Source organism: Shewanella sp. MBTL60-112-B2, from assembly GCF_019655055.1.
Lineage (GTDB): Bacteria > Pseudomonadota > Gammaproteobacteria > Enterobacterales > Shewanellaceae > Shewanella.
Map to the genome: position 1 here is coordinate 263,863 of NZ_BPFA01000001.1, position 26,035 is coordinate 289,897.

Genomic DNA, 26,035 nt, shown 5'->3' on the forward strand with positions numbered 1-26,035 from the left:
AATCGTGCTCATTTGTAGAGAAAACATCATGACAGAAGTAAGCCAAACTTATAGAGAACGTGCCGAGCAGGTTTCATTAAACGTGTGCAATACGGTAATGCCGATGAACGAGATCCCAAAGGATCTGTTCGAAGCCTATGCCAACCTTTGCAACGAGTTAATTGAAGACACAGATCTTAAGTTCAGTAATGGTTGGGATGCATTACCTGCAAGTGCTAAGTCACTATTAGCCAGAGAAGACTTCCACGGTTTTTATATCGCTAATGCTTGGTTCCAGTTAAGCCGTGTTGCACAAGATATTGCAGAAATGGCTGAAACAGATGATGAAATTGCCGAGAAAGAGTACAACGGTATTTTCACCCGTCTAGCAGATGCTTCGCTTAAAGAAAGTGTACGTAAGCTGAAGAAAGCGCGAACTGACCGTTCGATGCTTAATAGCATTAAGGCTGTGATTGCAGGTCAGTAGCTGTAACTTTTTGCTAAAAAGTTAAGTCAAAAAGGCTATTTCAAGAGGCTATGGGAGTTTTCCTATAGCCTTTTTTGTTGCTAGCAGAGATAGCAACTTTTATCTTCGTGTAGACATAGAGATATTTTTAGGCTGCGAGTGGCATCCAACAGCAGTGGTTCCAATGGCCTGCGGCCAGCGTATGTGCAGACACTGCCGTGACACGCAGCAAGTCCATCCTTGGAAGCTCGGCCATGACGTCCATGTCATGGACGGTCACGGCCGTATCTACACGGGATTAGACAAGCATAACTCTGGGGATTCGGATTGAATTGTTTAGTTTACTCTGACCCAATTATTTTCTAATGCAACGGAGGGCGTATGGCAGAAATAAGCAAGAAAAGCTTGCAAGGAAAGAAGAATCATCATCATGTGTGGGCTAACTACATGAGACGATGGGCGTCTGATAACAAGAATGTGTTCTACACCACCAAGAACAACAAAAACATTGTTCGTAAAGACAGCGTTAAGAATGTTGCAGTAGAGCGTCATTTCTATCGCGTTCAACCGCTTACACGTGAGCATGTACAAGTAATCAAACGATGGTCATCTGAAAGTCCAGAAGACTTACAAGAGCTGCATATGTCTTATCTAAATGATTATCTGAAAATGCAGTACATGGCATCTGTATACAAGCAGAGCGGAATCAAAGATGAAGTAGCTGATAAGATGCTTGAAGCTTGGAGATGCAACGGCATTGAAAACTATCACACAGCTCATGAAGATGAAGTTCAAGACGTTCTAAAAGCACTTGCAAATCGTGACCTATCTGTACTCGATGACAGCGAGAATATGATTCACTTCATGCAGTTTTTCGGTCATCAGATTGCTAGGACTAAGAACTTTAAAGACTTAGCTAATACTGGCATGGGCAAATCTAATGAGCTTATAGATGAGCGTCTTCGTGCTTTAGCTGAACATATTGCTAAGTTGACTCAAGAATGCTGGTGGTTCATTGGTTATATGTTCGGTATGAACTTAGGGCGGTCACTTTATCTTGATAGAAAAGACGATGTTCATTGTTTGCTTATCAATGATACCGTTACGCCGTTCATTACTTCTGACCAGCCGATTGCGAATGTCCACCAAGCTTTAACCGATGAAATTAAACCACCAGAAGACCATGAGTGTGATTTCTTTTATCCGATATCACCAAACGTCGCTTATATGATTAACAAATCAAATCGCTTTCCACGTGGCAAGGTTCAAGTATCAGTTGATGTAGTAGAAGAAATGAACACTAAGCTAGCCAAGAAAGCTAATGTTCATATCATTGGTGACAGTGAAGAGTCGCTAAAACCTTACAAGAAATATGTCGGTGTAAATCTCAACGCTGTTAAGTCTGCTTGAGATAACTGGTTCGATACTACAGATATAAAAAAAGCCCACGTTGCGTTTTTTTATTATATATCAACCAGATGGGCACGTACTGAATGTGCTCTAAGATTCTCATGCACGAATCCTTCGCATCAGCAAATGGCATGGTGAATCTGAATAGAACAGCTCGTTATAAGCCACCACCAGCTACATCTGGATACATTATGACCCAAGGATCTGGGTTTTCTGTTTGTTTGTACCAGTTAATCGTTGATCTAAACATTTCAATACCTATCTGAATTGGAGTATCTGAATACCCTCCGCTAGAGGTGGGTTCATATGGATAACGTGATTGAACAAATAAATTGTCAAATTTTTGAAACCAATACTCGTGGCGATGAAACCCTAACTTATTGTATAAATCTGAATCTATGGCTTTCGCTAAGTCCGTTAAAGTATGAAGCCTTTTTCCTTTGATTTCATATTGTTCAGAAATAGTACCTTTGCGGTCATTTTCTGAAGGCTGGGCAATAAAACTTTTTAATATTATTTCAATGGCTATTGCAGCGTTGACTACTGCTACAAGACCTAAATTAGGTTCCTTCCATAACACTTTGGCAGCTCTTAAATAATCAGAGGCTGTTTCAAGCATATATGGTGATTGATGATTCGACATACTATCCCTATGGCTTATTACATTTTAATACGGTCTGTGCGTTAAGCAGATGATGACTGTAAAAGTATGTGTTGGATTATTTATTGAAACCGCACTAATCACAATGCGTTAGATCAAGGTTGTAGGGAGGCGTTTAATCCTCAATTGGCAAGATTCGCATTGTTATTTGTAAAGTAAGCACTGTAGCTAAAGTGATTCGAAAACTCATAGGAAACACCTATTCCCCATCGGAGTTGCCGAGGTCATTGAAGAACTCTTGTAAGGAGAGGGTCGTGATTGAGGCATGGAGGCCGAGATAGCCTTAGGTGAGCCATGGTCTTTCTCGTGCATCCATGCATTTCAAGACATTCAAGCTTCCTGCCTATCAGACGGCGAATATGAGGCGATAGATATTTTCGAAAATGAGTGAGGATCAACAACTTCGTCGGGGCGGCTCGGGTGATGCAAGAGGGGGAAGCTGTTGTCCCCCTTTTGCCCGAGTGTGAGCTGTAAGCTCACGACCCTAGTCAGGCGTAGCCTGATGCATTACCAATGTGGCATCACCACTGACCTTTAAGTTAGACGAAGTCTAACTTAAAGGTCAGGCAAAGCCTGATAACAAACCAACTACCAGATAACCCCAAAAACAAAAAAGCAGCCAAATATGACTGCTTTTGATTTAGACCGTTAGCGAAGCGCTCGTCTTTGCTTGAACCATCGATATTTTTCCGTTTTAGCTATATCGAAAAAACTAGAACGAAGTTCTTTTATAACGCCGATACTCTGCCATCCAGAAGTTATCGTCAATCGCATAGTTCAGTTGCTCTGCGGTCACTGGCAAAGCATGGCCTTCTTCAATTGCTGTTCTGGCAACTGCAAAGGCAATATGCTTACTGACCTTATGAATATCTTCAAGTTTCGGCAGCAGTGAGCCTTCACCATCTATTGCCAGCGGTGAACACTCGGCAAGTGCGCGGCTCGATGCCATTAACATGGCATCACTAACACGTTTTGCACCTGAGGCTAATACCCCAAGGCCAATACCTGGGAAGATATAACTGTTATTACATTGGGCAATCTCATAAGTCACATCGTCAACCACCACTGGCTCAAATGGGCTACCTGTTGCCACAAGCGCTTGGCCTTGTGTCCAATGCAGAATATCTTTTGGCGTGGCTTCTACGCGGCTGGTTGGGTTCGACAGTGGGAACACTATCGGACGTTTGCAATGGCTGTGCATCGCTTTGATGATCTCTTCGGTGAATAGACCCGGCGCGCCTGACACACCAACCAATACCGTAGGCTTGGCATTGTTGACTACATCCAGTAGCGAGATGTTGTCGCTGAAGTTATCCCAATTAGCGATATCATCACAGTTTTGCGCTAGCTTTTGCTGGAACGGCAGTAGGTTAGGCATATTTGACTGCAACATACCCCAGCGATCGACCATAAACACTTGCTTGCGCGCTTGTTGTTCAGTGATGCCTTCAGACACCATTTGCGCCACGATTGCCTCGGCAATACCACAACCTGCAGAGCCTGCACCTAAGAAGGTGATGCGCTGCTCACTAAGTTTGGTTTTTGCTGCCTTACAGGCTGCTAACAGTGAACCGACTGTGACCGCTGCTGTACCTTGGATATCATCATTAAAGCAGCAGTATTGATCTTTATAACGTTCAAGCAGTGGCATAGCGTTCTTTTGAGCAAAGTCTTCAAACTGGATAAGTGCATCGGGCCAGCGGCGGTGAACCGCTTGCATAAAGGCTTCAACAAACTCTTTGTATTCTTCGCCGCCAATACGTGGGCTACGCATGCCCATGTACATAGGATCTTCTAGTAGGTGGGGGTTATCAGTACCTACGTCGAGTGTGATTGGCAGAGTATAAGCAGGGCTAATACCACCACAGCTGGTGTATAAAGATAGCTTACCAATTGGGATCCCCATGCCGCCAATACCTTGGTCGCCTAAACCTAAGATGCGCTCACCGTCGGTGACTACGATGATTTTTACTTTTTGGCGAGTCGAGTTATTGAGAATATCGTCGATACGGTCTTTATTGGCGTAAGAGATAAACAGACCACGGTTACGGCGGTAATCTTTAGAGAAACGCTCACAGGCCATACCCACAGTTGGGGTATAGATGATAGGCATCATCTCAGTAATATGGTTCTGTACTAGGCGGTAGTACAAGGTCTCGTTGGTATCTTGAATGTTTCTCAGATAAATATGCTTATCGAGATCGTTACTGAAGTTTTTGTATTGATCGTAAGCGCGAGAGGCTTGCTCTTCGATAGTCTCGATGACGTGTGGCAGTAGGCCTTCGAGGTTGAAAAAAATCCGTTCTTCCTCTGTGAAAGCGCTACCTTTGTTGATTAAAGGTGCTTCAAGAATGGCTGGACCGGCAAAAGGAAGATAGAGCGGGCGTTTGTTATCGTCCATTGGAAACCTTTTCTTTGTTTTTGTTAGTAGAGTAATACCAATCAGTATAAGAACTTTATCTGCTCAGAGCGGTTTTTGGCAAACTGTTTCAAGCTGAATAGTTGAAAGAGCTATTATTCCCCTATGGTGCTGTTCAATGTGGAAATAGGCAGCCAAAAACGCTCCAGAATGACGAGTTTTAGCAGCTCTGATGCTGCGTTAACGAACTTGACCGTAGAACAGCTATGCTCTTCATTCGTCGCCTTGCCTCAGAACCGCTAAATTCTCGCTGAGCGAGTAAATCTATATACTGATTGGTATTACAGGTGATGCTAATCACGGAAGACTAACATAAAGCGTGATCTTTGTTAGCTATTGCGGACGAATTAGACGAAATTTTTAATGAAATATAGGAAAAGCAAAGAAAGGTCCTAGGTCCTAGGAAAATAAGGAAAGACGATTAAAGCAAAGACGGTGAGAGCCGAACGGCCTGCGACCTTGCGGATGTGACAGCGTCATTTACGGATAAGCCGAAAAAGCTAACACGGTTTAAAGATGATGAACGCAAAGACAGAAGAGCCGGAAAAAACAGGAACAGCTAAGATATTAAGAGCCGAACGGCCTGCGAACATGACTACGTCACTGACGGAACGCAGCGCTTACGGGAAAGATTGGAAAAGCTAAGTAAGGTCCTAGGTTTTAGGAAAAGCGGTGTTTGTTGTAGGTCGGGGTTTTGCTTTTCCTAGCAGGGCGAAGCCCGTCCTCGCAGCGAAGCGTCCTAGGATCTAGTTCCTAGCTCCTAAAAAAAGCACCGCCAGTGGCAGTGCTTTTATCACGCTTTGTATCGCTAATTCTATACTGAATTAGTTAGCGTTTTCTGGACGGTGCTTAAGTGATAAGCCCATCAAGAAGTTACGTAATACTTGGTCGCCACATGGCTTGTAGTGCTTATGACCAGGCTTTCTAAATAGTGCGCCTAGCTCAGACTTGCTCATGTTGAATTCTGCAAGTTCTAGCGCTTCAATGATATCGTCTTCACGTAGTTCAAATGCCACTCTTAACTTTTTGAAGATAAGGTTGTTGGTCAATTGAGCTAGTGGTTCTGGCGCTTCAGCGCCTGGCTTTAGGCCACGCTTGTAGATCACTAAACCATCTAAGAAACGACACATGTTCTTGTCATTCAGAGGAGCATAACCTTCTTCATGCTCTTTTTTTAGCATGTCGATCATTTGCTCTTGTGTCACTTCGTGCTTAGTTTTAGCAAAAATGCGGATCATCTTTGCGTTGCTTAAGTCGAGGATATAGCGAACTTTACGTAAAATATCATTGTTAATCATGAGTTTGATTTCTTCTAACTATGGGACCGCGCGGCTGCGCGATCATCCCGATTATTATAACAGAAGTTATCCCTGAAATAGCAATTACTCTACTGCTTTTGCTGCTGTGTTAGCCGGGGCAAAGGTATCTTCAAATGCACTAACAGAAGCTTGATACAGTTTGGCTACTGGGCGGTCTTCAAGGGCTGCTAGTCGGTTACGAATACTGCTGCGTATAGCATCGTGTAAGCCAAATACGCGCTCGCGATTACTGAGATCCCAAGAGGTGTTTTCTAAGATAACTAAGCTGACCTTCGACTTTGGGTAATACACGGCTAGGCTGACATAACCGGGAAGATAGCCGCTGTGGCTATATTCAACTAACTGTTCATCACGGCTTATTTGTGTGCCATAGCCGTACTCTAATGCTCCCCATCTATGGTTGCGAGTCGCTTGTGGTGAAGTCATTAACGCAAGACTTTTGGGGCTCAAAAGTTTGCCGTTATACAGTGCATCTTGAAAGCGGCCATAGGCTTCAACCGATGCCACCATGCCGCCAAAGGCGATCATCGATTTATCGATGCTGAGTTCAACAGGGATTAATTGCGACTGGCTGCTGCCGTCTGCACTTTGAGTTAAGGTCTCGGTGTTGCCTAAGATGAAGTTAGCGTGTGTAGCCTCAATACTATTGATATCGCCTGTTTGTGCATACAAACCATCAAGCTTATTTTGCTGGTTGAGCTGTGCAACTAACTGGTCGATTGGCTTTTGGTATACCACTTCAAGTATGTCGCCAAGTAAGGCATAGCCATAATTTGAGTATTGGAACTGGCTGCCAGGTTTAAAAACTGGTGGTTCGCCAAGAGTTAGTAAACCTGAGGTGTGGCTCAGCAACTGTGATACGGTCACACTTGGTGGCACATAAGCACGCGGCTTATTGCCATCTTTTAATAAATAATGACTAACGCTTTTATGCAAATCGATTAGGCCGTCATCAACGGCTTTTAAGACAAGTGCAGCGGTTACTTGCTTTGACAGCGAACCAATTAAAAAGCTGGAGTGATTGTCAATATTGTCACCAGATATATAGGCGAACACAGGCTGGTTATTTTGTTTAACCATTACCACGCCACTAAAAGGACGCTGTGCTTGGTTGATAATATTAGGCAGTTGTTTGGCGATATCACTGCTGGCAACGCGGTTTGCACTGGCTTTGTTTGCAGCCCATAGGCAACAGCCAACAACGACTGAGCCGATTAGTGTTTTTGTTATTAGGTGCATTGAAGGTGTAGGAGTCCGTTTACGTTATTTTGTTAGCATCCAATAGATAAAAAGCGCGGCGAAGCTGGCTAAGTAAATTAATCCTAGCCATGAAAGCACTCGCATGGCGCTACCATACCTGTCTGCTGGTAAAAGTGCTGTGCTGATCATCAACTTATAGTTAAGCCAAGCAAAAATCACAGTCGTCATAAAGGCGAGAATCATAACAAATTCCAGTAATGGAAGTAGAGCCCCTTTAAAAAACAATATGATAAATAATCCAAGAGTACTGACGGCTAACATCACAGCATTAAGTCGGCGCTCACTATCTTGCTGCTTAGTCAGCAGCTGCCAGCCCATATTAAGGGTGCGACTATAGCCATCTATGACGGTTACTGTGGTGCTAAAGATACACAAAAACGCCACTGCGCCGATAAGGTAGTGACTTTCACTGCCCATCACCTGGCTATATAGGCTGATTAACTGCGCAGCAAACTTAACCCCTGAAGCTGAAAATTGCTCGCCGCTGCCGTGCATGACTAAGGTGCCTAGGGCGAGAAAAACGATGGCCAGTAGTGCCGTCATTAGATAGCCGAAGTTAAAATCGAACAGTGCCTGCTGTTTACTCACCGGGGTTAACTTTTGCTTTTCGATTAACCAAAGCGAATTCCAGGCGCTGACCTCTATGGGGGCGGGCATCCAGCCCATCATTGCGACTAAAAAGCCTATATAGGCCCATTGCCATGGCGATTGTGACACAAAGTCTGGGTTAACTATTGCGGGTGCGTTAAAGGCAAGAGCAACAGCAATTAAGGTTGTGACGGTCAAGGCTAACATGATGACTTTAGTCATTTTATCGAGCAGCGCATAATGGCCAAAAATCAGTATCGCCACACTTGAGAGCAATACCAATAGTGCTAGTAGATCGATAGCTAAGGGCACAAACTGAGTAAGCATGGCGGCAGTGAGCATGGCAACACCAGCAGTACTGGCGATAGCGGCGAGGGTGTTAAGCGCTGTAAACACCGCAAGATACTTTGGTCCTTGCCTTAAATAGCCTTGCAATAAGCTTTCTCCAGTGGCGCTGGTGTAACGTGCTCCAGCGGCAAAAAATGGATACTTGAGCAGGTTAACCGCCAAAATGACCCAAGCCAGTTGCCAGCCAAACTCTGCACCAGCTCGGGTCGATGCGACTAAATGTGAGGCGCCTATGGCTGCAGCAGCCATTAACAGACCAGGCCCCATGGCGCTAAGGAGTGTTGTGATGCTCATTTTGCGACTCGATAACGCCGCGCTGTTATTGCTTATGCTCATTACTTATGCTCATTGCTCACTGATGGTTAATGCTTAAAGGGCGTACTGATAGTGTGAGGTTAACTTCAGCTTTTACTATTGCTTTCAATGCGTTTGAGGGTATCAGAGATCTCTTGTAAAAGGCTCACTACACTAGCCTCATTATTTTCATCTTGAGTCGCAACAGGCGCTTGCTGATTGAGTTTTTCTTTTTGCGCTAGGACTAAGCTTCTAAACTCTGCGGCATCAACAATACCGGTTAAGCTAAGTAAGGCACCTGTACCCGATTGACCTGCGGTTTCAATAGTGAGTTGGTGTAATTTAAAAAAGCGCATTAATGGCCCTTGAATTAATGCCATGTCGGTAATTTTATCCAGCGGCACGGTATTTTCAGTGCGAGTAAAAATGCCTTTGCGTACCACGAGTTTTTTAGCTGTGAGCTCGGTGCTCATATTATTGATATAACGACGGGTAAAGTGGCTACCGATGGGGAGCCATAAAAGCAGTAGTGGGATCCCAACAATGGATATGGCCAGTATTATGGTTAACGGCGTCATCCAGTATCGGCCTAAGTTATCGGCAAATTCGACTTGTTTAATCAGCGGCTCTTGTTTGTTGTCCACGGTTACTCCCTGTTTATTGCTATTATTCCCTCTGTTACTTAAACAAAGTTTTGAGCAAAATTAAACCGTAATTTAAATGAGGCTTATTCTGGGCTGACTTATTTTGAAACTGACTCATTTTGAAACTGACTCATTTTGAAACAAAGTGGCGGTTTCAATTGTTCACTCTTAGCAGTAGTTTAGGGGCTCACCCTATTGATGTTGATGCAAATTAAGGAACCGTTAGATGATTACACTATATGGGATCCCGCGTAGCCGCTCTTTGAGAGTGTCATGGACCTTAGAAGAGCTTGGGCTTGATTGGCAATATCGATACATTAACTTTGCCAATGGCGATGGCAAAGAACCGGAGTTTTTAGCGGTTAACCCATGTGGCAAAGTTCCCGCTTTAGTTGACGAAGGTTTCGCCGTGACTGAGTCTGCCGCTATCACTTTATATTTGGCTGAGAAATATGGTCAGGGTAAGTTATTGCCAAAGGCGGGCACGCATGAGTCGGCGCTACATCATAAGTGGGTCAGCTTTATTATCAGCGAGCTTGAGCAACCGCTATGGAGCATAGGTAAGCATAAATTTGCTTTGCCTGAAGCGCAGCGTTTGCCAGCTATGCTATCGGTGGCTAAGTGGGAGTTTGACAAGGCCGCGGCAATCGCTGAAAAGTGGTTACCACAGAGTGATTTTTTACTTGGCAATGAGCTGAGTGTTGCCGATATATTACTTGGGCATACTTTGCTATGGGCGACACGATTTGAGCAAGATATTCCGCCTAAGCTGGCAGCTTATCGCGACAGGATCACCGCTCGTCCTGCGATGGTGAGAGGCCTTGCTAAAGAGGAAGCTGGCGCCGTTTAATGCAGGTCCTAGGTCCTAGGTTCTAGGCTTAGATTCTAGGACACTTCGCTTCGAGGACGGGCCCCTTGTGCAGGATAGCCCTGTTAGGAAAATCAAAAGCAAAGCGGCTAAAGCGCTACCTACAACAAACACTATTTTCGTTGCTTTTAAACGGCTTTACCCGTCTTGGCTTTCATCGTTTTTGCCTTTTGCCTTTCCTCGTGCCAGTGCCTAGAACCTAGATCCTAGATCCTAGATCCTAATATCTTATAACTGCGCTTTAGCCCATTTTGCGCGGTTTTCACGGCTCTCTTTTAAGCCTTCTTTATCGCGGAATGCTTTGTAAGACTCAAAGTTTAGCGGCACCAGTACCACGTCAACTTCTAGCATTAGTTTGCACTCTTTCTTGATACGGTAAGCTGAAACGTTATAGAGCTCGGCTAATGGCAAGGTGCCCAAAAATTCAGGGTTGTACTGAGCGTATAGGGCTTGAGTTGGATAAACCACAAAGCTTAACGTGCGCTTAGGCTCAGACTTGAATAGCTCTTCGATGCCGTCGCATGTGTTAAGCACCTGCATCTCAATCGCTTCATCAATCTCAAGCAGTTTCTTTTGTACTGGCATGTGAGCTGGTTTCTCACCTGCTTCCCAAGCGATAACATCGGCTTCGGTCACTTTGCCAATATTGGCAACTTGGGCTGTAGTTAGCGCCAAAGAGTGGCGAAGGTACTGCATTTCAATGGCATTTAAACCAAGTTCTTTAGACATCTTGTTTCCTTAAAATGATTTGCTGTGATGGCGTGTGCTGATACTTGTAGTATTAGCTACGCATCCACACTTCTTCGGCCCAATCCCAGAAAGATTCCCATGACTCTTCTTCGTCAATTTCGTCATCTTGCCATAGCTGAATTTGACCTTCTTGGCTGATAAAGAAGAAGTTATCGCCTTGCTGACAGATAGGCACATATTCACGCGGTAAGCCGATTGACCAAGCATAGGCCGCCACTTCTGGTAGGTAAGTGTGCGAGTTAGGATCGCTGGCGGTAACGGGCTCTAAGCTGCCGCAAATCACATCACTGGCGTAGAGTAAGTATTCTTTCAGCTCCATTGGCAGAGGAATTAGAATTTCTTCTTCAACTTCAACAATTTGTTCAAATGTCGCTAGCTCTAACGGTACGGGTACCGTTTCACTCATCTCTTGTAATTGCTCAATGATATCGTTCATAAGTTTTCGGGGTTATCTGGCTGTATAGACTATTGGGGCGGAGTATAACCGTAAATCATGGGAAAGTGCAGGTTATGGCGCCATTTAGTGGCGGCATAAAAAAAGGAGCCGTTTGTTTGGCTCCTTTAGGTTAGCGCTGATTTAGCAGCTGTTGGCTTAGCGGTTATGCCGCTGAGGCTGTAATGATATTGGCTTGGTCATTACGCTTATATTTGAGCCATGCTTTATGATAAAGCTTGTGGGATGCTTGGCGTAGTTGAGTGATCTTAGTGGTCTCTATCTCACTCAAGTTGCGTTGCTCTTGCATGGCTGAGGCTTGAATGGTTTGTACCTGCTCGTAGACATTATGTTCCACGCCACTTTTAATCTCAGCGATATCAGCAAGGTGTAATTGCACCTCGGCTATCATTTGCGATTCAGGCAGTTTTACCAATAAGTTCAAGTCGCGGTAACCGGACTCTTTTGGGCTGGCGAAGCGGTTCTTTACTTGAATGAGTTCGCAGTCTGATTTTAGTAAGGCAAACGCCTGCATTAGGTTGTGAATGTCGTGGCTGACGATACTGGCTCTGACGATATCGGTTAGTTGGCTAGCGTCGTTATCTAATTTGTTTTGCACCTTGGCCTCGGCTCTGTCACGACTCTTAATATCGGCTAGAACAGATTGAGTATGAGATTGAGTGGTGATCATATTGAGCAGTAGGGCTAACTCATCTTGTGCGTCAGTGGCTTGGCTATAAAGGGTATCGAGATCGGCGCTGGTCTGCCTAGGCACTTGGTATTGCATGGACTGGATAGCAGTGAGTCCTGCAAGGTTTTTTGGGAGCGCCTTTTTGGCGGCGTAACTACCGTTATTTTTGCTACTGTTCTGCCCATGATCGACATTATGAGCAAAGGCTGTTCGGGTTGATAGTAACAGCAAGAAAATGAAAAACGTCCGCAATATCCGGTTCATAGCAGTCCTTATTTTTGGCTATACCGTAATTTAGCTGGAAAATGCTTAAGCTTTGCTGAATGGCAAATTAACATTTGTTCATAGTGTGAGCTTTAAGCACCGAAAAGTAACAATAAACAAAAAGCCGTTGATGAAATGAGACATCAACGGCTTTTTAGCTTTATTTTTGAGGACCTAGGACCCAAGATCTAGATTCTAGGACACTACGCTTCGAGGACGGGCTGCTTGTGCTGAGAGGCCCTGCTAGGAAAAGCAAAAGCTTGACCTACAACAAACACCGTTTTCCCTGCTTTACCCGTCTCGGCTTTCATCGTCTTTGTCTTTTGCATTTCCTAGGACCTTTCTTGGCAGTTCCTAGAGCCTAGGGCCTGCTCTTTAAAAAAACTGATTACCAGATTTTTACTCGTTTCTCTGGTGCTATGTACATGGCATCGCCCGGCTTCAAAGCGTATGTGCTGTAAAACTCAGGCATGTTAGATAGTGCACCTAGAGCACGGAACTGCGCTGGTGAATGTGGATCGGTCGCCACACGGTTACGCATTGACTCTTCTTTGATTTTTGCTCGCCAAATTTGAGTGAAACCAATGAAGAAACGTTGATCGCCTGTTAGGCCGTCGATCACCGGGGCTTCTTTACCCTTAAGTGACTTCTTGTATGCGCGGTAAGCGATAGTCACGCCAGAAAGGTCGCCGATGTTCTCACCCAAAGTCAGTTCGCCGTTAACGTTTAAGTCGTCAAATACCGCGTAATCGTTGTATTGATCGACAAGCGCCTTACCACGAGCGGCAAACTCGGTTAAGTCTTGCTCGGTCCACCAGTCACGCATGTTGCCTTCACCGTCAAACTTAGCGCCTTGATCATCGAAACCGTGGCCCATTTCATGGCCGATAACTGCGCCGATACCGCCGTAGTTAACCGCATCGTCAGCTTCCATATTAAAGAATGGTGGCTGTAAAATTGCTGCTGGGAACACGATTTCGTTCATGGTTGGATTGTAGTAAGCATTCACGGTTTGCGGCGTCATGTGCCACTCCCACTTACGAATTGGGCTACCGAGTTTCTCAAGTTCTTTCTCGTGGCTTAGCTCGCTTGCGCGTAGGTTGTTGCCATAGAGGTCATCTGATTTAATGGTTAACTTGTCGTAATTCTCCCAACGATCAGGGTAACCAATCTTAGGATCAAACTTGGCAAGCTTATCTTTAGCGGCCAGTTTAGTGTCGGCGCTCATCCATTCTAGCGACTCAATGCTATCACCATAGGCACCACGTAGGTTTTCAACCAGAACCTGCATACGCTCTTTGGCTTCAGGCTTAAAGTGACGCTTAACGTACACCTTACCGACCACTTCACCCAGTAGACCGTTAACCGATGACACGCCGCGTTTCCAGCGTGGTTGCTGCTCTTGTTGGCCATTGAGTGTCTTGGCAAAGAACTCGAAGTTTTCGTTATCAAGCGCTTCACTTAGGCTGCCCGCGGCATGAGTCAATACCTGCCACTGCATATAAGTCTTCCAGGCGGCGAGATCGGTATCTTTAATGACTTGGTTTAGGCCTTGGATATAGCTAGGTTGATTGATGATGATATCGGCTTGCTTGTCGGCGCCAAGCGCGGCTAGGTAACCGTTCCAGTTAATATCTGGTGCCAATGTTGGCAAGTCTTTAACCTGATACTTGTTGTAAGTCTTAGTGCTGTCGCGGGTCTCTACTACGTCCCAATGCTGCTTAGCTATCTCAGTCTCAAGAGCCAGAATTGCTTCGGCACTCGCCTTTGGATTTGGCAAGCCTGCTAAGGTGTACATCTTTTCGATGTGTTCAACATAGGCCTTACGGATATTAACGAAACGCTCGTCTTGGTTTAGGTAATAGTCTTTCTCTGGCAGGCTAAGACCATATTGCCAGATATGCGTGGCATAGCGACTTGAATCTTTGGCATCAACGTTAATGTAAAACGCCATAGGGGTACCACTACCAATAATTTGGCTGCGAGCGAAGTAAGTGACTAGCTCGTCTTTAGACTTAATCGCGTTAACTTTTTCTAGTTCGCTTTGAATTGGTGTCACGCCCAGTTTGTTAAGGGTTTCAACATCCATAAATGAGTTGTATAGATCGGCAACTTTCTGCTCGTCGCTACCGACTTTGAGGTTTGGCGTTGCGGCGACTTCTTCGATGATAGCTTTTACGTCGTCACGAGACTTTTCACGCAGATCATAAAATGCCCCAGTACTGGTGCGATCGCTCGGAATGGTGGTGTCTTTTACCCAAGTACCATTTACGTACGAGTAGAAGTCATCTTGTGGACGAACTGACTTGTCGAAATTAGTAAAGTCGATACCTGAGGACAGTACTTTTTCAACAGCAACAGCGGCTTCTGTCTTGCTTGTGTCTGGTGTCTTTACTTCAGTGGGTTCGCTGTTACATGCACTGAGGCCAACGATAAGGGAAGCGCATAAGCCCCCAACGAGTACTTTTTTCATTTTTCTTCCTTAATCTATACCGTCAATTTGTTTTGCTTTTGAATCAAGCTAATTATTTTTTTCTTCAAATAGCGTATTCATGCTCTTGGCTAACGCTGGTAACGACTCATTGTCAGCTGTTGCTTGATAATGATTAGTTATTGGCAAAGTCGCACGAATTACATTGAGTTACTTATGTTAAGTTTTTGATGTGTGGCGAACAAGTCTGAGGTGTAAACTTATGTGGTTATTTAGCCTGTCATATGTAAGAAAAGGTTTCCTTAACTAAAAAGCGAGTAACTTTTAGTTAAAAGTAACCTCAACTATAAGGTTTTTATGACCTTGGCAGGTTTGCCTGCTACCACTTGTCTAGCGCCAACATCTTTAGTGACCACTGAGCCAGCACCAATCACAGCTTCATCGCCAATAGTGACACCGGGCAAAATGATTGCGCCACCTGCTATCCAAACTCGGTTACCAATTGTCACTGCTTTGGCGGTTTCTATGCCGTGACAACGTTCAGAGGCATTAAGAGGGTGACTTGCTGTGTATATTTGCACATTGGGCCCAAGCATAGTTTGTGACCCAATGCTAATTGGCGCATTGTCATACAAAGTGCAGTTAGCATTAATAAAGGCTTTGTCGGCTAACTTAATATTGATGCCGTAACTCACATTAAAAGGCTGCACAATGACGGCCGTTTTGGCGACATGAGGTAGCAACTCATAATCGATTTGGCCGTTGATATTCATGTGTTGGTTGCGCACTTGCTGCTGATGCCAGAATTGATTGAGTTGTGGTTCTAGGCATTGATAGCGGCTGCCTGAGATCATTTTGGCAAATTCATCAATTTGCTGCGCTTTGGTTTCTAATGCACTTGTTGGCAGTTGCTCTATACTAGGTGATTGATTCATATCGTATCTCTATAAAAACTCGTAATAACGATACGCTTGAGGTTGCTGCTTGTTCAAGCAAAACTTTGCCCTTTGGCGGCACTGGCCTCATAATGACGGCCATTATGGTTATATCAGCTGAGTTTCTACTGTGCGTTTAGATAAATTTATTTGTGAGTCAACTTCACACACTCGTGTTTCTGCTAAAAAAGCTCTACATCGTGGTGATGTGACTTGTAATGGTGAAGTGGTTAAAAACTCGGGCTTTAAAGTCACCGATGAGCATGAAATCTGCCTTGAAGGTGAGCTGCTAACCATTATTGGTCCACGCTTTATCATGCTTAATAAACCTGTTGATACGATTTGCTCAACTATAGACGAAGAGTATCAGTCGGTGATTAGTCTGCTGGATGTGATCCGTCCTGAAGACTTACATATTGCTGGTCGTTTAGATGCCGACACTACAGGTCTGGTTTTGATCACCACAGATGGACAATGGTCGCATAAAATCACCTCGCCTAAGAAAGAGTGCGGTAAGCGCTATCTATTAGAAACGGCTGAGCCATTAAGTGAAGAACTTGTGCAGCAATTTAGCGAGGGTGTTCAGCTCAATAACGAAGATGGCCTGACTAAACCTGCAGTGCTTGAGATTTTAGGTTCGAACCAAGCGCGTTTGACGATCACCGAAGGTAAGTATCATCAGGTTAAGCGTATGCTTGCAGCCGTTGGTAACAAGGTCACTAAGCTACACCGTGAGAGCGTAGGTGCGATTGAGCTCGATGCTGAACTTGAGCTGGGTGAGTGGCGCTACCTGACAGATGCTGAAATCAAATCGGTTAAGTAACGGATAAAACCGAAAGTAAGGCCATTGCCTAGCAATAGAAATTAAAAGGGCGCTTAATTTTAGCGCCCTTTTGTATTGATAGCCTGTCCCGTTAAGTCGACATTTTGACGGCTTATCTATGAAACCTTCAAGTCCAATCAGTATTAAATCTACGCAGTATGATTACTTAAGTAACTCTATTTTACCGCTAATAGTAGAAGCATTGAGTTCGGCGCGGCCATCACCCGCTTGAAATTTTAAGTAAGTTTGCGCTGAGTATTTTTCTTTAGTGATCTTATCACCAGTCAATTTGTTGTTTATCTTACCGCCGGGTCCGCCATTTATATCGAAAGCAACATTGGCATCCCTAAGAAAGGTGATACTCATGTCGCCACTTACGCTGCCAAGCTTAGCGCGGCTCGACAAGGTGTTAAGCGAAACCTCTAAATCACCACTAACAGTTTTAACTGACAATACATCGATACTTTCTAAGGTGATAGTTGCATCACCAGATACAGACTCAATGTCGACCTTGGTTGCTTTGGTGTCAGCGGTTAACTCTCCACTGACCATTTGATAGCTTAAGGTACCTGAACTTTGGCTATCTTTTATGTCGCCTGATACGGTTTGCAGCTTACTCTTACCTGTTAAACTAAGTGTGGAAATATCGCCAGAAACAGTCTGCAACAAGGTTTTATCGCTCAGGGCATTCGCTTTGATATTGCCACTAACAGAGCTGATCTCTAATTTTCCACTTAAGTTACTTAGAATGTAATTAGCCGATACACCCTCTGCTTCAAGCTTAAGCTTGTGAGGAAGAGTGATGATTAACTCTGAGCCGTCTTTGTTATTACCACTGTATTGACGGGGCAAGGTATCTTCTATCAGCACTTTGTTACCATTCACACTAAAGGTAAACCCTTGGCTGAGTTCGTCTAAGCTACCTTTAACCGCGATTTCATTTTTATCCCAAGACTGAAAGGTAACGCTGCCTCGCTGTACTTTAACCTTAACTGAGGGATTTGACTGAACCTGTTGCTGCTGCTCGATGGCTTCGCCGGCAATAGCTGTTTGGCTAAGGAAAAGTGCACCAGCCATTAGTGCGTTAAGTGGAGTGAGTTTCATAGTAAAGCTCCTTGGGGAGATGAGTTAACTGGCAGCTTCTGCCCTTGCTGTAGTAGCTCGATTTCTTTGTGTTGAGTCCACAACCATAGCTGCCAAAGTTCCTTGTCATGGGGGGATTGTTGTAATGTTTGGTAGATCTGCTCGGCGGCCTTTCTAAGCTGCTCTATGCCTTTTTCAACGGGGGCACCTAACTCGGTGGTTTGCCAGTTGACTTGCTGTTGCTGGCTCAATAGCTGCACTTGAAGCTGATGCTGATGTTGGATCTCTGCCAAGGTAGCCAGCAGGGGAGAGTCTGTGGCTATCGGTACTGTGTTCTGCTGCCAAAGATTAATACCTACAAGCCCGGTGAGCAGTACCATACTGGCAATGGCGAGACGCATCCATTGGCTGTTTTGTTGATTTTCAGTTTTAGTTTGTTGAAACTCGGGCTTATCGAGTTGTTTTTCAATATTACTCCAAAGCTCTTTTTGAGGTTGGATCTCTTTAGGCGCCTGATTTATTAGCTGTGTGAGTTTAGCCTTAGCATCATTCATTACGGCCTCCTTTAACGGTTTGACCTTTATCTATTTGGCGTTGGTCAATTAGCGCCTCGAGTAATTTTTGTGCCCTGTGGTATTGCGCTTTACTTGTACCTGCTGCAATCCCCATTAGCTGACCAACTTCTTCATGCTTATAACCTTCGATCGCATGAAGCACGAAAACGATCCGGGCACGCTCTGGTAGCTTGAGTAAAATTTTATCTAGGTCTTCATACTCATCGTTAACACTTTCAACATCGATATCAATACTGACAAACCGTGACCAAAATGAGCGCTGTTTCTTCAGGTTTGAAAGCGCTTGATTGACACTGAGAGTGTGCAACCAAGTCGTAAATTGACTATCGCCACGAAACTGCGGCAACTTTTGCCAAAGCCTGACGAAACAGTCTTGTGTAGCCTCTTCGGCTAGCGATGTTTGGCCGGTGATCCTCAAGCACAGTGCATATACGCGCTGGTGGTGTAATTGATACAGCTGCTTAAAAGCGAACTTATCACCTAGCTTGGCTTTATCTATTAGTTCAGGTTCTAGAAGCGGCCTTGGTTCCATTACCTGTATTTGTGCCGTCACTCAAATTTCCTTGTGCGCAGTTGATACTAATAAGACATAGCCAACAGATAAAAAGGTTTAAATGCAATAGAAAATATTTTTAGGGGAGGCTGCTGGAGTGTTAACGAAGTATTTATTACGAGCTAGATTATATGCTTGTTAAATTAAATGCCTGCAAAAGTTAGAGCAACGGAATCTAATTCAAGCAGGGTTAGTGGTTAGTCATCCCAATAAAAAGAGGAGCATCAATGGCTCCTCTTGGTTACATATCATAAAGCGGTAGTTGCTCCGCCTTAGATAAGGCTAGCTCAGCTTAGAGAAGACTAGCTGGGCACCAACAAGATCGGCAAGTGCAGTGCCTACGGTCTTGAAGATGGTGATTTCATCATTGCTGGTGCGGCCTTTAATTTGAGCAGTACATAGCTGCCCCAGCTCTCCTTTCACCTCATCAAGAGAGAATACGCCCTCTTCGATAGGCAGGAGTAACTCGCCAGCTTCAGCAAACACATTGATTTTAGAGTCGACAAATACTGATGATTTGGTGATGAGTTGAGTATCACATTCGCGTCTATCGTGATTATGGTTGCCGACAAAATCGGTATGAGTACCTGGTTGCACCCAGTCTCCTGGGAATAGAGGGATGGGTGAGCCGGTTGCGCAGCTAATGACGTCGGCTTCACGCACGCTTTGCTCGAGATCTGTACATAGTAATACTTCAATATCTGGGCGTTTATTACGGATAAGCTCAATCGTAGCGCGAGCTTTCTCTTCATTGCGTCCCCAAATGGTGATTTGGGTAATAGGGCGCACGCTGGCATGAGCAAGTGCCATAAAGGAAGCTAAGTTACCCGTGCCACAAACAAGCAGCTTGTTTGAGTCTTCACGTGACAAGTAACGGCTTCCCAATGCCGAGATAGCTGCTGTGCGCCAGAAGGTGACACTGGTGCCATCGACTAGGGCTTGTGGCTCACCTGTTTCACGGCTAAAGACTAATATTTTTGAATATAAGCTAGCCAGTGCAGGGGCTTTTTTTGGGTTGTCAGGGAAGTAAGTAAAGGCTTTAACGGCAATCGCTTTATCATTCCATGAAGGTAAAACGGCAAAGGCATCATTATGTTCACCAGATTCATCAAGGCTGAACACTCGGCGTTGCGGCATGCCTGCAGGGCGAGAGAATGTCTCATCGAGGGCATTGATTAGATCGGGGAAATTAAGTGACTGATGAACTGATTCTGCATTAATGACTAACATGAAAACCTCCATTTAAGTATATTTTATACTATTTGCAGGTATTGCTTGAGTCAATGAACTTTTATCTGGTGAATTATATTTCAACTTAATAATTAGAATGTTAGCTATTGTTTGCTGTTTTTGTTCTGTTTTGTAGCTAAATGTACTATCAAGTCGGCCGATAGAGATAAATGACAGTCCGAGGAGAGTGCAAAAGTGTTTTCCAAGGGAAAAAATCCGATATAAAAAGAGATGTAAAATGCTAATTCGTTACAAATTACTGTTAAGTGCAGGAGTGTCCATTACGGCGCTAGCCGCCATGTTTGGCCTTCAAGTTTATTTTAGTCAAGTGCAAACGGAATTAGCACAAGCCTCACAAGATATTGCCGGGCTTAAGAATGAGGTTTTACTGTTACGTAAAGATGAAAAGGATTTTCTAGCAAGAAAGGAGCTTAAGTATGTTGAGCAGCATGGGGCTGACAACCGAGAAGCTCAAGAGACGGTTGTTAAGTTGACCGCAGTGTTTGAAAAATATGAGATCCCCATAGAGAGTTTAAGCCTGTTTAGTCAAGAGCTTGGCCGTTATGAATCCGCCTTTAGCAATGTCGTTAGCCTAAATAAGCAGATAGGACTTACTCCTAAAACGGGTTTATATGGCACCCTACGCAGCGCTGTACATCAAGTTGAAAGCTTAGTTACGCAGTATGATGAACCACAATTGATGGTGAAGATGCTACAACTTAGGCGCGCTGAGAAAGACTTTATGCTCAGACGTAGTGAAGGTTATGTGGCAAAGTTTGATAAAAATCTCGAAAGCTTCATTAATACTGCGAATGTGTCGCAATTGGGTGTACAAGCTAAGCAGCAGGTGTTGGGTAATATTCAGCAGTATCATGCCGATTTTAAAGCCTTAGTCGAGAAAGAGAAGTTGCTCGGCCTGAGCATTTCTGAAGGCGAGCGTGGCAAGTTGCGTCAAGCGGTTGCTAATACGGATAGTGCGCTTAAACAACTTGAATCTTTAGCCCTGAATGCCATTAGTGATAAAGAAAGTTCGGCGTTTATTTTTGGTCTTGCTATTGCGGTTCTAATCGCCCTTGCGCTAGCTGTGACCACTTTAATGATTATCCGCAGTATTATTGATCCGGTTAAACGCATTACTGATGTGATCACTCATATTGAGGCGAATAAAGATCTGTCAATGCGTTGCGATACCAGTAGTGACGATGAACTAGGTCAAATCGCCAGACACTTTAACAGTATGGTGGAAAGCTTCCAGCAACTGATCCATCAGGTGACTCAATCGGTGGAGACTATGAACCAGTCCTGCCAGGAGCTCTCTAGTAACGTGGCGCGAGCCTCACTGGGGGCTGAGAATCAGCTCAATGAAACCGATATGGTGGCGACGGCGATTACTGAGATGGGGGCGACCATCGATGAGATAGCTAAGAATACAGAACTTGCCGCTAACAAGGCTAGCATGACTCATGATAATGCACAGACAGGGCGAGTCGGTGTGCAGCAGACGATTGAAAAAATCGAGCTATTGGCTCAGCAGATCAATGAGTCTGCTGCTGTTGTCAGCGACCTTGAGAAAGACAGCGAAACCATAGGCAGTGTGCTGGATGTTATTCGTGGTATTGCCGAGCAAACCAATTTACTGGCATTAAATGCGGCTATTGAGGCGGCAAGAGCGGGAGAGCAGGGACGGGGTTTTGCTGTTGTTGCTGATGAGGTTCGAAGCCTTGCAATGCGCACTCAAGAGTCGACAGAGGAGATAGCTGCGATAATTCAGACCTTACAGTCTCGAACTCACTCTATCGTAGATCTGATGCAATCTAGCCGAGAGCAGGGCAACGAAAGTGCTGAGCAAGCCGCTTCAGCAGGGACTCTACTTGAGCAGATCAATGGAGATGTGACTAACATTATGGATATGAGTACTCAGATTGCGGCGGCGATTGAAGAGCAAAGTATGGTCGCGGCTGAGGTTAACCAGAATGTGGTGGTGATCCGCGATATCGCTCAGGAAACAGCTGATGTTGCTACGCAGAACTCGAGTGCCACAGAAGAGGTTCGTGAGCGCGCTGAGTTTCTGCAAGATGCGGTGAGCAAGTTTAAGGTTTAGATATTTTAATCTGATGAGCACATTGAAGCCTCGAGTCATCTCGGGGCTTTTCTATATTAGGGAAGTGCGGCATAGAGAGATAAGTATTTTGATAAAATTCAGACATAAAAAAACCTCGCTATGCGAGGTTTAGTTTAGCGATTTAAGGTCTTAATTTGCCTTATCGCTGGTTTAGCTGTTGCAACACCTAAACTGAATATTGGTGCCCGAACCCGGAATCGAACCAGGGACACGAGGATTTTCAATCCTCTGCTCTACCGACTGAGCTATTCGGGCAACGGACGCTATTAAAAGGTTTTTACGCTTTTGAGTCAACCAATTTTTGCAAATAAGTCAGTTTATTTGCTCGCCCGTTGAATAATTAGACGTTTAGCTTCAGAAGTGAGCAATAATCGTAAATGAATGGTTTATTGGGTAATTAGCCTGTTGTCGACGAAGCGAATATGAAAGGTGACTTTGCTAGGCTTTATAGGTTACTTATTGCTGACTGTTGCTTATTGCTAGTTATTGCTCATTGTTAGCTACTGCTCATTGCTAACTGTTACTTATTGTTAGCTATTGCTCATTGCTAACTGTTACTTATTGTTAGCTACTGCTCATTGCTAACTGTTACTTATTGTTAGCTATTGCTCATTGCTAACTGTTACTTATTGTTAGCTATTGCTCATTGCTAACTGTTACTCATTGTTCGTTATTGCTCATTGCTAACTGTTACTTATTGTTAGTTATTGCTCATTGTTAGCTGTTACTCATAACTAACTATTGTTACTCATCAAAACACCGGGAGAGATCGATTGGGTTACCAAGTACGAACCATCTGGCATATTCAGCGGTATCCAATAATCATGTTTATGGTTATCTCAGTCTCGTTGCTGATCTCAGTAATGGGTTTTTCTCGGCTCAATCTCGATGTCGACTTTAGTGATTACTTTGCACCTTCAGATCCGCGGTTTGTAGCGTTTAACAGCATGATGGACAAATTTGAACGTCATGATCAGCTTTGGATTTTGCTGGAAACACAACAAGATTGGCGTAACAAGGAGTTGCAAGCCCAGTTAATCAACTTCATCGATAAGCTTAAAGATAATCAAGATATCGAAAGTATTCAGGGCTATAACCAATTTGTAGAGGGGAGGGCTCAAGAAGATAAAATATTAGCTTATAAAACTCACCCTAGACTGGCATCCGTGCTGTCGGCAAATGGGCAGGGGATCTTGCTGCAGTTGCGCCTGAGTAACCACAGAGTCCAAAGCTTTAACACCCAGAGTCTGTGGTTAGATGATGTATTGCAAAGAGTCGATAGTGACAGCCGTGACTATTGGCAATCGCTAAATGTTAGCACTTACCTCAATGGTACCCATGCGCTGAATTGGCAATATGCCAAAGTGCTTAGCCATGACTTGACTTGGTTTGCTCCGGCACTGTTAGCCATCATAGTGTTGATGGCTGCGCTGTTTATAAGGCAAAAGCTGTGGGTTTTGGCGCTCTGTATCAACAGTGGCATTACCTTAGTATTAAGTATGGGGCTCGCTGCATGGCTAAACTTGACTCTGACGGCGATTACAGCTTTTGTGCCGGTGATTATTATTACCCTTGGCTTAGCTTATGCCTCTCACTTGTATTTTGGCTGGCGTGGTGAGATTAATCGGGGGCAAACTAATCTGCAGGCCTTGCGCTACACAGTGAAGCTCAATCAGCCGCCGCTGTTTTACTCCAGCATCACTACGATATTTGGCTTTAGTTTGCTGATGTTTAGCCCATCGCCCCCGATTAAAAGTTTTGGTTTACTGGTGGCATTTGCAGTGCTTTGCAATTATTTATTAACTCTAACTAGCCTACTTTTTTTCGCGCGTCACTCTAAGCCATCAATGACGAAAGGGCTCAATTTTTCTGGGGTGGTAGCCATTGCTAAGTGGAACGCCAGTCACCCCATGTCAGTGATAACTGGGATTGTGTTGATAAGCGCCTGCGCTTTGGTCAGTGTGTCGAAGCTGACGTTGAATGATGATCCACTCAGTTACTTTGAATCATCCAGCCCCTTTAGCCTTTCAAGCCAAAAAATGACTCAGTATTTTTCGGGAATTAATTTACAACATTATGTAGTGGCGAGTACCGCAAATGCCCAACTCGCTAAAGCAGAGATTAGTTTTATCTACAAATTTAGTCGTTTCTTAAAGCGCCAGCCACAAGTGCTCAAGGTGCAGCATATCGGTGACTGGATTAAGAATGCTGGAGTGGGTCAGAATCAGTTTAAACAGATCTTGGCCAATAACTCTGTAACAGAGTTAGGGCTCGCGAGTGAACTGTCGGCCGATAAACAATCGAGCTTAGTGACGTTATATTTACAGCCAATGACAGCGATGGAGCTGATAGCTTTCGAGCAAAAGGTAGCTGATTGGATAGCTGAGCATTCAACTCAGATAGAGGTGAGTGCTCCCATTGCCAGTAACTTAATGTTTGCCCATCTCAGTGTCGAAAATGCTAATAATATGTTGCTGTCTTTTGCTGTGGCATTAATTGTTTTGGCTATTTTATTGTGTGTTTTGAAGCGTTCAATCATTTTTGGGGTGATGGGCCTATTGCTGAACTTCTTACCTTTGCTATGGGTATTTGCCCTTTGGCAACTCAATGGCGGCTTCATTAGTTTAGCAAGCGCGGTAGTGTTAGGTATGATGCTGGGGATAATTGTGGATGATACTCTGCACTTAATGTTAAAGCTGCCCGATAGCAAGTCGTTAAGCGAGGGGGCGCTTTGGCTGAGTCTACACAAGGTTTTGCCAGTGATTAGTTTTACCACCCTGACTATTGCATTGGGTTTCTCGATTGGTGTGTTATCAGCATTTTCTCCTATTATTCATTTGAGCTTACTGTCTTGCCTCGTGGTAATTTTTGCTTGGGGCTTCGATGTGTTGATGTTGCCTGTACTCTATCGACGTTTGATTTGTTCAAGGCTTTATAAAAACAAATGCAAGTCTAGCTGATGGCGATAAAGGACTTTCGAGTGCGTGCTTTAATAAGCATCGAAGAAAATTGACTAAAAAATAAAGGCCTCAAAAGAGGCCTTTATTTATCGTCAAATATACTTAATTTTTAGGTTATTTAGCGACTAATTTATTACTTGGATAATTCGCCTTCATTACCATGAGTACATGATCTTTAAGCTTTTCTTGGCCAAGTTCACCATAAGCAGTAGACATGATCTCTAAGGCTTTTTCAGTTGATGGAGTACCTGGATATGTCTCTAAAACCGACTGAGCGCGGATCGCGGCAGCACTCCATGCATTCATTTTTATGTAGTATTCGGCTACCTTGATCGAGTAAAGTGCCAGTCTATTTTTTAGGTGCTGCATGCGTTTTTGTGCATCTGCTGCATACTTACTGTTTGGATAAGACTTAATAAGTCTATCAAAATCGTTGAATGCATCTTGCGCAGCCTTTGGATCGCGGTCAGAACGATCGATATTTAGCATATCGTGAAATAGGTATCGGTCAGACTGCATATTGACCAGGCCGCGCATGTAATAAACATAATCAATATCTTTATGAGTTGGGTTTAAGCGAATAAAACGATCGATATTCGCAATACCTGACGCAGGATCGTCAAGTTTGTAATAGGCATAAATAAGGTCAAGTTGAACTTGAGTCTTATGCGGACCAAATGGGAAGCGTGAATCCAAGGCTTCTAGAGAGCGGACAGCTTTGCTGTAATTACCTAGTTCCATAGAGGTTCTTGCTTGAGAATAGAGCACTTCAGGAGAGCTCTTTGTCATCGCAGGGTCTTCGCCCTGTTTACTACTACAGGCCGTAGCTGCAAGTGTGATAAGGACTACAGCGACACTTTTGGCAATTTTATGCATACTTGAATTCGATTCTTTTAAAGTTATTGTTAAGAATTTTTCCATTTCACGAT

At 44.2% G+C, this 26,035-nt stretch carries 23 protein-coding genes and 1 tRNA gene; 7 read left to right on the forward strand and 17 right to left on the reverse strand.

The annotated features are described in order from the left end of the window. The first annotated feature begins 28 nt into the window (after nucleotides 1-28). The 3 genes from K5Q73_RS01090 to K5Q73_RS01095 all read left to right on the forward strand — a co-directional run bounded on the left by K5Q73_RS01090 (nucleotide 29) and on the right by K5Q73_RS01095 (nucleotide 1,855). Nucleotides 29-466 (forward strand): DUF3069 domain-containing protein, encoded by a 438-nt coding sequence (locus K5Q73_RS01090; protein ID WP_220758566.1) that lies wholly within the window; start codon nucleotides 29-31, stop codon nucleotides 464-466. Between the two features lie 181 nt (nucleotides 467-647). Further along, the gene (locus K5Q73_RS21560) at nucleotides 648-776 is read left to right on the forward strand and encodes a hypothetical protein (RefSeq protein WP_259655219.1); all 129 of its coding nucleotides are present in this window, start codon (nucleotides 648-650) and stop codon (nucleotides 774-776) included. Between the two features lie 50 nt (nucleotides 777-826). After that, nucleotides 827-1,855: a DUF4238 domain-containing protein gene (locus K5Q73_RS01095; RefSeq protein WP_220758565.1), complete on the forward strand. Its 1,029-nt coding sequence runs from the start codon at nucleotides 827-829 to the stop codon at nucleotides 1,853-1,855. A 157-nt stretch (nucleotides 1,856-2,012) separates the two neighbouring features. On the opposite strand, the gene K5Q73_RS01100 is transcribed toward K5Q73_RS01095, so the two are convergent. From K5Q73_RS01100 to K5Q73_RS01125, 6 genes are all read right to left on the reverse strand, one after another. Next, nucleotides 2,013-2,498 (reverse strand): hypothetical protein, encoded by a 486-nt coding sequence (locus K5Q73_RS01100; RefSeq protein ID WP_220758564.1) that lies wholly within the window; start codon nucleotides 2,496-2,498, stop codon nucleotides 2,013-2,015. 730 nt (nucleotides 2,499-3,228) lie between these two features. Next, nucleotides 3,229-4,917, reverse strand: coding sequence for an NAD-dependent malic enzyme (locus tag K5Q73_RS01105; protein ID WP_220758563.1), 1,689 nt, complete (start codon nucleotides 4,915-4,917; stop codon nucleotides 3,229-3,231). An 842-nt stretch (nucleotides 4,918-5,759) separates the two neighbouring features. Next, the gene (locus K5Q73_RS01110; RefSeq protein WP_220758562.1) at nucleotides 5,760-6,233 is read right to left on the reverse strand and encodes a DUF1456 family protein; all 474 of its coding nucleotides are present in this window, start codon (nucleotides 6,231-6,233) and stop codon (nucleotides 5,760-5,762) included. A gap of 84 nt (nucleotides 6,234-6,317) precedes the next feature. Then, nucleotides 6,318-7,493, reverse strand: a complete 1,176-nt coding sequence (locus K5Q73_RS01115; RefSeq protein ID WP_220758561.1) for a serine hydrolase — start codon at nucleotides 7,491-7,493, stop codon at nucleotides 6,318-6,320. Nucleotides 7,494-7,517: 24 nt separating this feature from the next. Further along, the gene (locus K5Q73_RS01120) at nucleotides 7,518-8,786 is read right to left on the reverse strand and encodes an Nramp family divalent metal transporter (RefSeq protein ID WP_374706779.1); all 1,269 of its coding nucleotides are present in this window, start codon (nucleotides 8,784-8,786) and stop codon (nucleotides 7,518-7,520) included. A 65-nt stretch (nucleotides 8,787-8,851) separates the two neighbouring features. Further along, nucleotides 8,852-9,322 (reverse strand): PH domain-containing protein, encoded by a 471-nt coding sequence (locus K5Q73_RS01125; protein ID WP_220758919.1) that lies wholly within the window; start codon nucleotides 9,320-9,322, stop codon nucleotides 8,852-8,854. A 292-nt stretch (nucleotides 9,323-9,614) separates the two neighbouring features. Here K5Q73_RS01125 and K5Q73_RS01130 point away from each other — a divergent pair, with 292 nt between their 5' ends. After that, complete coding sequence (locus K5Q73_RS01130; protein WP_220758560.1) at nucleotides 9,615-10,238, forward strand: glutathione S-transferase family protein; 624 nt, start codon at nucleotides 9,615-9,617, stop codon at nucleotides 10,236-10,238. A gap of 246 nt (nucleotides 10,239-10,484) precedes the next feature. Here the strand turns inward: K5Q73_RS01130 and K5Q73_RS01135 are convergent, their stop codons facing one another. The 5 genes from K5Q73_RS01135 to K5Q73_RS01155 all read right to left on the reverse strand — a co-directional run bounded on the left by K5Q73_RS01135 (nucleotide 10,485) and on the right by K5Q73_RS01155 (nucleotide 15,697). Next, entirely contained in the window at nucleotides 10,485-10,985 is a 501-nt protein-coding gene (locus K5Q73_RS01135; RefSeq protein WP_220758559.1) for a DUF4447 family protein, read from the reverse strand. A 52-nt stretch (nucleotides 10,986-11,037) separates the two neighbouring features. Then, nucleotides 11,038-11,442, reverse strand: a complete 405-nt coding sequence (locus tag K5Q73_RS01140) for an SMI1/KNR4 family protein (protein WP_220758558.1) — start codon at nucleotides 11,440-11,442, stop codon at nucleotides 11,038-11,040. A 163-nt stretch (nucleotides 11,443-11,605) separates the two neighbouring features. Next, nucleotides 11,606-12,394, reverse strand: coding sequence for a RelA/SpoT domain-containing protein (locus K5Q73_RS01145; protein ID WP_220758557.1), 789 nt, complete (start codon nucleotides 12,392-12,394; stop codon nucleotides 11,606-11,608). Between the two features lie 388 nt (nucleotides 12,395-12,782). Next, nucleotides 12,783-14,867, reverse strand: coding sequence for a M13 family metallopeptidase (locus K5Q73_RS01150; RefSeq protein ID WP_220758556.1), 2,085 nt, complete (start codon nucleotides 14,865-14,867; stop codon nucleotides 12,783-12,785). Nucleotides 14,868-15,169: 302 nt separating this feature from the next. Continuing rightward, nucleotides 15,170-15,697: a sugar O-acetyltransferase gene (locus K5Q73_RS01155; RefSeq protein WP_259650673.1), complete on the reverse strand. Its 528-nt coding sequence runs from the start codon at nucleotides 15,695-15,697 to the stop codon at nucleotides 15,170-15,172. 193 nt (nucleotides 15,698-15,890) lie between these two features. Here K5Q73_RS01155 and rsuA point away from each other — a divergent pair, with 193 nt between their 5' ends. Beyond that, nucleotides 15,891-16,583: a 16S rRNA pseudouridine(516) synthase RsuA gene (rsuA, locus tag K5Q73_RS01160; protein ID WP_220758555.1), complete on the forward strand. Its 693-nt coding sequence runs from the start codon at nucleotides 15,891-15,893 to the stop codon at nucleotides 16,581-16,583. A 162-nt stretch (nucleotides 16,584-16,745) separates the two neighbouring features. On the opposite strand, the gene K5Q73_RS01165 is transcribed toward rsuA, so the two are convergent. The 4 genes from K5Q73_RS01165 to K5Q73_RS01180 form a co-directional block, all read right to left on the reverse strand. Continuing rightward, complete coding sequence (locus K5Q73_RS01165; RefSeq protein WP_220758554.1) at nucleotides 16,746-17,687, reverse strand: DUF4097 family beta strand repeat-containing protein; 942 nt, start codon at nucleotides 17,685-17,687, stop codon at nucleotides 16,746-16,748. After that, nucleotides 17,684-18,220 (reverse strand): hypothetical protein, encoded by a 537-nt coding sequence (locus K5Q73_RS01170; RefSeq protein WP_220758553.1) that lies wholly within the window; start codon nucleotides 18,218-18,220, stop codon nucleotides 17,684-17,686. The genes K5Q73_RS01165 and K5Q73_RS01170 overlap by 4 nt, the downstream gene beginning before the upstream one ends. Then, nucleotides 18,213-18,773, reverse strand: a complete 561-nt coding sequence (locus tag K5Q73_RS01175) for an RNA polymerase sigma factor (protein WP_220758917.1) — start codon at nucleotides 18,771-18,773, stop codon at nucleotides 18,213-18,215. The genes K5Q73_RS01170 and K5Q73_RS01175 overlap by 8 nt, the downstream gene beginning before the upstream one ends. A gap of 303 nt (nucleotides 18,774-19,076) precedes the next feature. Beyond that, on the reverse strand, nucleotides 19,077-20,024 hold the full coding sequence (locus tag K5Q73_RS01180; RefSeq protein ID WP_220758552.1) for an ornithine cyclodeaminase family protein: 948 nt from the start codon (nucleotides 20,022-20,024) through the stop codon (nucleotides 19,077-19,079). Between the two features lie 238 nt (nucleotides 20,025-20,262). Here K5Q73_RS01180 and K5Q73_RS01185 point away from each other — a divergent pair, with 238 nt between their 5' ends. After that, nucleotides 20,263-22,125, forward strand: coding sequence for a methyl-accepting chemotaxis protein (locus tag K5Q73_RS01185; RefSeq protein WP_220765758.1), 1,863 nt, complete (start codon nucleotides 20,263-20,265; stop codon nucleotides 22,123-22,125). A gap of 200 nt (nucleotides 22,126-22,325) precedes the next feature. Here the strand turns inward: K5Q73_RS01185 and K5Q73_RS01190 are convergent. Continuing rightward, a tRNA-Phe gene (locus K5Q73_RS01190) sits at nucleotides 22,326-22,401 on the reverse strand. Between the two features lie 518 nt (nucleotides 22,402-22,919). On the opposite strand from K5Q73_RS01190, the gene K5Q73_RS01195 reads away from it, so the two are divergent. Beyond that, nucleotides 22,920-25,106 (forward strand): RND family transporter, encoded by a 2,187-nt coding sequence (locus tag K5Q73_RS01195; protein ID WP_259650859.1) that lies wholly within the window; start codon nucleotides 22,920-22,922, stop codon nucleotides 25,104-25,106. Between the two features lie 114 nt (nucleotides 25,107-25,220). On the opposite strand, the gene K5Q73_RS01200 is transcribed toward K5Q73_RS01195, so the two are convergent. Beyond that, nucleotides 25,221-25,982, reverse strand: a complete 762-nt coding sequence (locus tag K5Q73_RS01200) for an outer membrane protein assembly factor BamD (RefSeq protein WP_220765759.1) — start codon at nucleotides 25,980-25,982, stop codon at nucleotides 25,221-25,223. Between the last annotated feature and the right edge of the window lie 53 nt (nucleotides 25,983-26,035).

Excerpts from the sequence above, each read along its gene's own strand:
- K5Q73_RS01090 (WP_220758566.1), top strand. The coding sequence starts at position 29 with ATGACAGAAGTAAGCCAAACTTATAGAGAACGTGCCGAGCAGGTTTCA.
- K5Q73_RS21560 (WP_259655219.1), top strand. The coding sequence starts at position 648 with ATGTGCAGACACTGCCGTGACACGCAGCAAGTCCATCCTTGGAAGCTC.
- K5Q73_RS01095 (WP_220758565.1), top strand. The coding sequence starts at position 827 with ATGGCAGAAATAAGCAAGAAAAGCTTGCAAGGAAAGAAGAATCATCAT.
- K5Q73_RS01100 (WP_220758564.1), bottom strand. The coding sequence starts at position 2,498 with ATGTCGAATCATCAATCACCATATATGCTTGAAACAGCCTCTGATTAT.
- K5Q73_RS01105 (WP_220758563.1), bottom strand. The coding sequence starts at position 4,917 with ATGGACGATAACAAACGCCCGCTCTATCTTCCTTTTGCCGGTCCAGCC.
- K5Q73_RS01110 (WP_220758562.1), bottom strand. The coding sequence starts at position 6,233 with ATGATTAACAATGATATTTTACGTAAAGTTCGCTATATCCTCGACTTA.
- K5Q73_RS01115 (WP_220758561.1), bottom strand. The coding sequence starts at position 7,493 with ATGCACCTAATAACAAAAACACTAATCGGCTCAGTCGTTGTTGGCTGT.
- K5Q73_RS01120 (WP_374706779.1), bottom strand. The coding sequence starts at position 8,786 with ATGAGCATAAGCAATAACAGCGCGGCGTTATCGAGTCGCAAAATGAGC.
- K5Q73_RS01125 (WP_220758919.1), bottom strand. The coding sequence starts at position 9,322 with ATGACGCCGTTAACCATAATACTGGCCATATCCATTGTTGGGATCCCA.
- K5Q73_RS01130 (WP_220758560.1), top strand. The coding sequence starts at position 9,615 with ATGATTACACTATATGGGATCCCGCGTAGCCGCTCTTTGAGAGTGTCA.
- K5Q73_RS01135 (WP_220758559.1), bottom strand. The coding sequence starts at position 10,985 with ATGTCTAAAGAACTTGGTTTAAATGCCATTGAAATGCAGTACCTTCGC.
- K5Q73_RS01140 (WP_220758558.1), bottom strand. The coding sequence starts at position 11,442 with ATGAACGATATCATTGAGCAATTACAAGAGATGAGTGAAACGGTACCC.
- K5Q73_RS01145 (WP_220758557.1), bottom strand. The coding sequence starts at position 12,394 with ATGAACCGGATATTGCGGACGTTTTTCATTTTCTTGCTGTTACTATCA.
- K5Q73_RS01150 (WP_220758556.1), bottom strand. The coding sequence starts at position 14,867 with ATGAAAAAAGTACTCGTTGGGGGCTTATGCGCTTCCCTTATCGTTGGC.
- K5Q73_RS01165 (WP_220758554.1), bottom strand. The coding sequence starts at position 17,687 with ATGAAACTCACTCCACTTAACGCACTAATGGCTGGTGCACTTTTCCTT.
- K5Q73_RS01170 (WP_220758553.1), bottom strand. The coding sequence starts at position 18,220 with ATGAATGATGCTAAGGCTAAACTCACACAGCTAATAAATCAGGCGCCT.
- K5Q73_RS01175 (WP_220758917.1), bottom strand. The coding sequence starts at position 18,773 with ATGGAACCAAGGCCGCTTCTAGAACCTGAACTAATAGATAAAGCCAAG.
- K5Q73_RS01180 (WP_220758552.1), bottom strand. The coding sequence starts at position 20,024 with ATGTTAGTCATTAATGCAGAATCAGTTCATCAGTCACTTAATTTCCCC.
- K5Q73_RS01185 (WP_220765758.1), top strand. The coding sequence starts at position 20,263 with ATGCTAATTCGTTACAAATTACTGTTAAGTGCAGGAGTGTCCATTACG.
- K5Q73_RS01200 (WP_220765759.1), bottom strand. The coding sequence starts at position 25,982 with ATGCATAAAATTGCCAAAAGTGTCGCTGTAGTCCTTATCACACTTGCA.